Source organism: Mycobacterium sp. 1482292.6, from assembly GCF_001672995.1.
Classification (GTDB): Bacteria; Actinomycetota; Actinomycetes; order Mycobacteriales; family Mycobacteriaceae; genus Mycobacterium; species Mycobacterium europaeum_A.
The window spans coordinates 20,982-28,550 of sequence record NZ_LZKV01000141.1 but is presented as its reverse complement, the minus strand read 5'-3'; the positions used below and the strand labels follow the sequence as shown (position 1 = coordinate 28,550).

At 71.4% G+C, this 7,569-nt stretch carries 4 protein-coding genes and 1 pseudogene; 1 reads left to right on the top strand and 4 read right to left on the bottom strand.

The features are described 5' to 3' along the window. Both A5624_RS14425 and A5624_RS14420 read right to left on the bottom strand, forming a co-directional pair. The coding region (locus A5624_RS14425; protein ID WP_082990571.1) for a type I polyketide synthase at positions 1–1,682 on the bottom strand (1,682 nt) is incomplete at its 3' end. 418 nt (positions 1,683–2,100) lie between these two features. After that, the gene (locus A5624_RS14420) at positions 2,101–2,451 is read right to left on the bottom strand and encodes a hypothetical protein (RefSeq protein WP_082972054.1); all 351 of its coding nucleotides are present in this window, start codon (positions 2,449–2,451) and stop codon (positions 2,101–2,103) included. Positions 2,452–2,630: 179 nt separating this feature from the next. Between A5624_RS14420 and A5624_RS14415 the strand changes: the two genes are divergently transcribed. Beyond that, a complete protein-coding gene (locus A5624_RS14415) occupies positions 2,631–2,966 on the top strand; it encodes an RNA polymerase-binding protein RbpA (RefSeq protein ID WP_007770897.1) in 336 nt (111 codons plus the stop codon). Between the two features lie 39 nt (positions 2,967–3,005). Here A5624_RS14415 and lnt read toward each other — a convergent pair. Beyond that, positions 3,006–5,909, bottom strand: a pseudogene (gene lnt, locus A5624_RS14405) (apolipoprotein N-acyltransferase). Continuing rightward, entirely contained in the window at positions 5,902–7,434 is a 1,533-nt protein-coding gene (locus tag A5624_RS14400; protein WP_082990572.1) for an amidohydrolase, read from the bottom strand. The pseudogene lnt and the gene A5624_RS14400 overlap by 8 nt, the downstream one beginning before the upstream one ends. Positions 7,435–7,569 lie beyond the last annotated feature (135 nt).

Genomic DNA, 7,569 nt, shown 5'->3' with positions numbered 1-7,569 from the left:
TGGCCGGGAAAGACGAACACCGTCTTGCCCGCCGGTGTCGCGGTGCCCCGGATGACCGATCCGGTCGGGTCGTCGTTGGCCAGCTCGTCCAGCCCGGCGAGCAGCCGGTCGCGGTCACCGCCCACCACGACGGCCCGGTGCTCGAACGTCGCGCGGCCCGCCAATGACCACCCGATGTCGGCGACGTCCAGATCATCGTGCGCGCGAACGTATTCGGCCAGCCGGGCCGCCTGCGCGGCCAACGCCGACGGGGACTTCGCCGACACCGCCCACGGGACCACCGCCCGCGCCGGGCCGGCCTCCCGCACCGGTTCGGCCGGGGCCGCCTCGACGATGACGTGCGCGTTGGTGCCGCTGATGCCGAACGACGACACGCCCGCCCGGCGCGGGCGCTCGGCCCGCCAGGGTTGTGCCTCGGTCAGCAACGACACCGCACCCGCCGACCAGTCCACGTGCGGGCTGGGAGCGTCCACGTGCAACGTCGCGGGCAGTGTCTCGTGGCGCATCGCCTGCACCATCTTGATGACGCCGGCCACCCCGGCGGCGGCCTGCGTGTGGCCCATGTTCGACTTGATCGACCCCAGCCAAAGCGGCTCACTGCGATCCTGCCCATAGGTCGCCAGCAGCGCCTGGGCCTCGATCGGGTCACCCAAAGTGGTTCCGGTGCCGTGCCCCTCGACGACGTCGACGTCGGCCGCGGCCAACCCGGCGTTGGCGAGCGCGGCACGCACCACCCGCTGCTGCGAGGGACCGTTGGGCGCGGTCAACCCGTTGGAGGCGCCGTCCTGGTTGACCGCCGAGCCGCGCACCACCGCCAGCACCGGGTGCCCCAGGCGCTGCGCGTCCGACAAGCGCTCCACCACCAGCATGGCGCCGCCCTCGGACCAGCCGACGCCGTCGGCCGCACCCGCGTAGGCCTTGCACCGCCCGTCGGGCGCCAGGCCGCGGTGCCGGCTGAACTCCACGAAGACGGTCGGCGTGGCGTTCACCGTCGCACCGCCGGCCAGGGCCAGGTCGCACTCCCCCGAGCGCAGCGACTGCACGGCCATGTGCAGCGCCACCAACGACGACGAACACGCCGTGTCCACCGACACCGCCGGGCCCTCCAGCCCCAGCACATAGGACACCCGCCCCGAGGCGACACTGGAGGTCATCCCGGTCAGCCGGTAACCCTCGATCTCCTCGGCGAGCATGCCGTAGCCCTGGACGATAAGCCCGGCGAACACGCCGGTGGCGCTGCCGCGCAGCCCGCTGGGGTCAATCCCGGCTCGCTCCAAGGCTTCCCACGACAGTTCGAGCAGCATCCGATGCTGAGGATCCATCGCCAGCGCCTCGCTGGGCGCGATGCCGAAGAAGCCCGGGTCGAAGTCCGCGACGCCGTCGACGAAGCCGCCGGTTTTCACGTAGCACTTGTGCCGCGCGTCGGGGTCCGGGTCGTACAGGGCCGCCACGTCCCAGCCGCGGTCGGTGGGAAACTCCGAGATCACGTCGCGGCCGTCGGCGACCATTTGCCACAGCGCCTCCGGGCTGTCCACGCCGCCCGGGAAGCGGCAGGACATACCGACGATCGCGATCGGCTCGTTGGACCGCTCCAGCAGCGCACGGTTGGTGCGCTTCAGGCGCTCAACCTGGACCAGCGCTTTGCGCAGCGCTTCGGTCGCATGCTGGAGTTGATCAACCATCACAAACCTCGCCTAACCTTCGCCTGACGACGTGCGGCCGTCTTTCACCGCCGGATGCGGTTCTCGCCGAGTCACGGAATTTGCTGCACGAGGCGGCGTCGTTTCCCGTTCGACCAGCGTCGTGCCGCTCTCCGACCCAAGAATGTTGCTGGTGAGTATGGCCAACTCCGACAGGATTTCAAAACGTCCGCTGCTCCCGACTGCTACGGGAGGACCGGCCTGGACAGTTGCGCCGCGCCGCGCAAAGAAGATGTGACACGAGGTGCCCGGTGTGCTCGCTGGACAGCGGTGCGTTGTAGACATGGCCCGACGTCCATGGCGCGACTGTACCCGGCCGGCCATAGCCGGTGGTCAGGCGCATGTCGGGAAATGTCCCGGTGCGGCGCCAGGCACGGCCGGTCCGGTGCCAACGGCGCGGTCACACACCCGCTCGGCGCCAGCCGTCGGCGGCCCTGGCGGCTTGGATCAGGGTGTCGCATAACCGGCGCAGCTCGGTGGCACCGGCGCCTTCGTCCACGGCCGTGGCGACGTCCTCGGCCGCGCAGCGCACCTGGTAGACGCGATCCGACAGGTCGGCCGCTTCGTCGGCCGACAGCACCACCGCGTCCTCGGGGACGGCCGCCGCGCCGTTGCGGTTCAGCGACGCCCGTTGCTCGTACGCCCGCTGCCGGCACGACTGCCGGCAGTATTGGCGACGACGGCCCATTCCCGCGTCGGTGACGTCTCGACCACACCAGCGACAGGGCTGCGGGCGGGTACGGCGGCTCACGCCTGCCGACTTTAGTCGGGTTTTCCCGGCGATCCCGGTATCATGGAAGGTCGCGTCGCGTATGCCGGCTCCGGCCGGGGAACTGCGCAGATGATCGCAGCGTTTGCTAGATGAAGAGTTTGCACTGAACGCAGTAAGGGAGCCGGAGAGCTCCGAGAAGACCTGAAGGAGTAGCAGCCATGGCTGATCGCGTACTGAGAGGCAGTCGCCTCGGGGCCGTGAGCTACGAGACTGACCGCAACCACGACCTGGCTCCGCGTCAGCTCGCGAAGTACCGCACCGAGAACGGTGAGGAGTTCGAGGTTCCCTTCGCCGACGACGCCGAGATCCCCGGCACCTGGCTGTGCCGCAACGGCCTGGAAGGCACCCTGATCGAGGGCGACCTGCCCGAGCCGAAGAAGGTGAAGCCGCCGCGGACGCACTGGGACATGTTGCTGGAGCGCCGCTCCGTCGAGGAGCTCGAAGAGCTGCTCAAGGAGCGCCTCGAGATCATCAAGACCCGCCGTCGCGGCTGAGCCGCCGATTCAGTCGGGGCCGGCCCGCAGGCCGCAGAACTAGCTGCGGTTGTCGGCCCTGCTGGTCCGGGCCCCCGACCGCCGGCCCTGGACACCCCAGCGGGTGACCTTGACCAGGGCCTCGCGGATGTTCGATCCACTCATCTTGGACACGCCGAGCTCGCGCTCGGTGAAGGTGATGGGCACCTCGGTGATGGTGAAGCCGTTGCAGATGGTTCGCCAGGTCAGATCGATCTGGAAGCAGTAGCCCTTGGAGTCGACGCCGTCGAGGTCGATCGCCTCGAGCACTTCGCGGCGGTAGGCGCGGTAGCCGGCGGTGATGTCGTGCACGCCGATGCCGAGCGCCAGGCGGGCATAGGTGTTCGCCGTCCAGGACAATGCCCAGCGCCGCCATGGCCAGTTGCGTACCGTCCCGCCGTCGACGTAGCGCGAGCCGATGGCCAGATCGGCCCCGGCGTCGACGGCGTCCAGCAGGCGGTGCAGCTGCTCGGGCGCGTGGCTGCCGTCGGCGTCCATCTCGACCAGCACCGAGTAGTCACGGCTCAAACCCCAGGCGAAGCCCGCCAGATACGCCGCGCCCAGGCCGTCCTTGGCGGTGCGGTGCATGACGTGCGTGCGTCCCGCATCGCCGGCCGCCAGCTCCTCGGCGAGCTGGCCGGTGCCGTCGGGGCTGCTGTCGTCCACCACGAGCAGGTGCACGTGCGGGCACGCCTCTTTGAGCCGCCGGTGGATCACCGGAAGGTTCTCCAGCTCGTTGTAGGTGGGGATGATCACCAAGACGCGCTGGCTGGGGCGGTTGCCCGGAACCTGGGGCGCCGGCTGGCCGGTGGTCATGTAGCTCCTCTGTGTCGCCCGAATTCGAAAAGCCGGCCGTCCTGGTCGGACGGAGTGTGGTCAGTCGCCGTCGTCTGCCGGCGTGCGGTCCCGGGGGTCGGGCGCAGTGTCCGGGTCGTGCTCGTCGGGCGGGGGGTCGCCCGGGGTGGCACCGGCCCCTGTCGGTCGACGTGTGGACCGCAGACGTGTCGAACGCGGGAACCATCCATTCTGCCGTATCCCGGCCAGAATGACCGCCCCGGCCGCCAGGACCATGGCCCATTGCAGCAGCGGTCCCCAGCGAGTGGCCGGCGTCAGCCTGGTCTTGAGGCGCACCTGCATGTCCAGATACGCGGGCTGGAAGAAGTCGGTGCGCGCCAACTCGCCGCCGTCGGGGGCGAGGACGGCGCTGATTCCGGTGGTGCCGGCCACCACCACGTACCGGTCGTGTTCGACGGCCCGGACCTTGGCGAATGCCAGCTGCTGCTCGCTCATCCTCTTGTTGAAGGTGGCGTTGTTGGCCGGTACGGCCAGCAGTTGGGCACCGCCGAGCACCGCTTGTCGCGGCACCCGGTCGAAGATCACTTCCCAACAGGTGGCGACGCCCAGGGGCACCCCTGCGATGTGCACCACATCGGGGCCCCGGCGCGGCACGAAGCTTCCGGCGCGGCCCGCGTAGCCGGACAGGTGCTTGAACAGCCACGGCATCGGCAGGTACTCGCCGAACGGCTGCACGATTTCCTTGTCGTGGCGATCGGCCGGGCCCGTCGCCGGATTCCACACGATCATGGTGTTGGTGTAGTTCGGATCCTGCGGGGGACGCCCCGGCACCTCGAGCACGCTGCCGATCAGGATCGGCGCGCCGATGGCCGCCGCGGCCTGGGATATCTGCAGCGCGGCGTCGCCGTTGACTAGCGGGTCGATGTCCGACGAGTCCTCCGGCCAGATCACGAATTGCGGTTGCGGGGCGGCCCCGGCGCGCACGTCGTCGGCCAGCCGCAGGGTCTCCCGGACGTGGTTGTCCAGCACCGCCCGCCGCTGTTCGTTGAATTCGAAGCCCAGCCGCGGCACGTTGCCCTGCACGGCTGCGACGGTGACCGACGGCTCGCCGCCCGACCCGGTACCGGCGTGGCGCACCTGTGGCCAGACGATGAGCGACGCGAAGAGCACCAGGCAGATGCAGACGCCGGGCACCACCACCGCGGGCGGCGCGGGATCGGGGTGCCCCGGTTCGTCGGTGCCGCCGGCGGGGCGTGCAGCGGGGTGACCGGAGTGCCACCACTTCACGATCTCGAGCGCGATGGCCGTCGCGCTGAAGCCGACCAGCATGATCGCCATGGACAGCAGCGCCACGCCGCCGAGCTGGACCAGCGGCAGGAACGGACCGTGCGTCTGACCGAAGGCGACCGAACCCCAGGGAAAGCCGCCGAACGGGACGGCCGACTTGAGCCACTCCTGAGCGGCCCAGATCAGCGCGAACCAGATGGGCCAACCGGGCAGCCGGCGCACGGTGACGGCGCACAGGCCGAACACGGCGGGAAACAGCGCCGATACGGTGGCCAGCGCGATCCATGGGATGGGCCCGACCAGCAGTCCTACCCACGGCAGCAGCGGCAGGTAGAACGCCAGCCCGAACAGGAACGCGTAACCCAGGCCGCCCGCCGGCGTGGTCGCCGGGTGCGTCAGCACCCATCCCAGCAATGCGGCGGCCACCACGGCCGCCCACCACCAGTTCAGCGACGGGAAGCTGGCGCAGAACAGCAGGCCGCCCGCGATGGCGCAACTGAGCCGGGTCAGGCGGGGCAGCATGGCGGCCTGGGCGGCGGGCAGCCGCGCGATCACGGCGGCGACCAGCCCGGTCAGCGCGCCGCGCGCCACCGTCCCCAACCGCTCGGCCAGCGTGGGCCCGGACGGCCCGGGCTCGTCGCCCGGTTCCGATTCCGCGGGGCCCCCGTCACGATCGTCGTCCTCGAGTTCTCCCGGCTCGGGGCGCACGTCGGCGGGCTGGTCGTCGCGGTCCGATTCGGCCTCGTCGCTGATGGGGTCGGTGTCCGGCCGCCGGGGTAGGTCCTGATCGGCCGCATCGGCCTGGTCCGCCGGCTCGTCGCCGCGCGGCCGGTCCCTAACCATGGATGACAGCGCCCCGATGCACCGTCCGCCGGCACCGCGGGAGGGCGTCGCCCGGGCCCAATCGGGGCAGCGCGGGCACTCGGGAACGCGGGTCGGTCGACCAGCGCTGGACCGTGTCGCGCGGGGCGTGCACCTCCAGGTCCCCGGCGTCCCAGATGGCGTAGGAGGCGGGCGCGCCCGGCACCAGCGTGCCCGTCTTCCCGTCGCGGACCCCGGCCGCCCGCCAGCCCCCGCGGGTGGCCGCAGCAAACGCGGCCCGCGCCGAGACCCCGCTGCCGGGAGTGCGGTGATGGATCGCCGCGCGCACGCTCAGCCACGGGTCGAAGCCCGTGACCGGAGCGTCGGAACCTAGCGCGAGGGGCACGCCTTGGGATGCTAACAGCGCAAAGGGGTTGAGCCGACTGCCGCGCTCGGCGCCGAGCCGCCGCGCGTACATGCCGTCGGGTCCGCCCCACAGCGCGTCGAAATTGGGCTGCACGCTGGCGATGACCCCCCATCGGCCGAGCTTGACGGCCTGCTCGGCGCTGACCATCTCGACGTGCTCGAGGCGGTGTCCGCAGCGCGCGACGGCGACCGGCCCGAGGTCGGCGACGACACGCTCGAGGGCATCCACCACGGCGGTCACGGCGGCGTCTCCGATGACATGGAATCCCGCGGTGACTTCGGCCTGCGTGCAGGCCCGCAGGTGCGCCTCGGCGGCCCCGGTGTCCAGGTAGCAGGTTCCGGTGCGGTCGGGCGCATCCGTGTAAGGCTCGTGCAGCCAGGCGGTGCGCGACCCCAGCGCCCCGTCGACGAACAGGTCGCCGGCCAGCCCGTGGGCGCCGGTCGCCGCCATCAGCTCGTGCGCCTGCGCGGGGCTGTTCACCGGCTCACCCCAATAACCGATGATCTCGACGCCATGGTCGAGCGCGCGCAACTGCAGCCAATCGTCGATCCCGCCGATGTCGGGTCCGGCGCATTCGTGCACCGCGACGATGCCGGCCGCCGCGGCGGCCCGCAGTGCCGCGGCGCGGGCTTCGGCCAGTTGATCGGCCGTCAGCAGGTCCCGCGCCACGGCGCGCACCCGATGGTGCGCGTCGCCGACCAGCGGCCGCTCGGCGCTGTAACCGGTCGACGCCGGAAGATCGGCGACCAGCCGCCGCAGGCCCGTCGACGCGAGCGCGGAGTGCACGTCCACGCGGGCCAGGTAGGCGGGCCGGCCACCGAGAGCGGCATCGAGGTCGGCGGTGCTGGGCGAGCGGTTCTCGGGCCACGACGTTTCGTCCCAACCATGACCCCACACCGGCCGGCCGGGATGGGCGGCGGCGTAGTCGACGACCATCCGCAGGCACTCCGCCTGCGACCCGGCGCCGCGCAGGTCCAACCCGCTGAGCGTCAGCCCGGTGGCGGTGAGATGGATGTGGCTGTCCACGAATCCCGGCGCCACGAAACCGCCGTCGAGGTCTTCGACGACGGCATCGGGGAACATGCGGCGGCCGACCTGGTCGCCGCCCAGCCACGCCACCACGCCGTCGCGGACGGCCATCGCGGTGGCGTCGGGTTGGGCCGGGCTGTGCACCCGACCGTTGACCAGCAGCGTCTGCGGCGCGGGACTCACGGCGGAGCGGGACACAGCCCAAAACTACGTGCGGCGGGTCGCAGGGCCATAACGGCCAGTCGG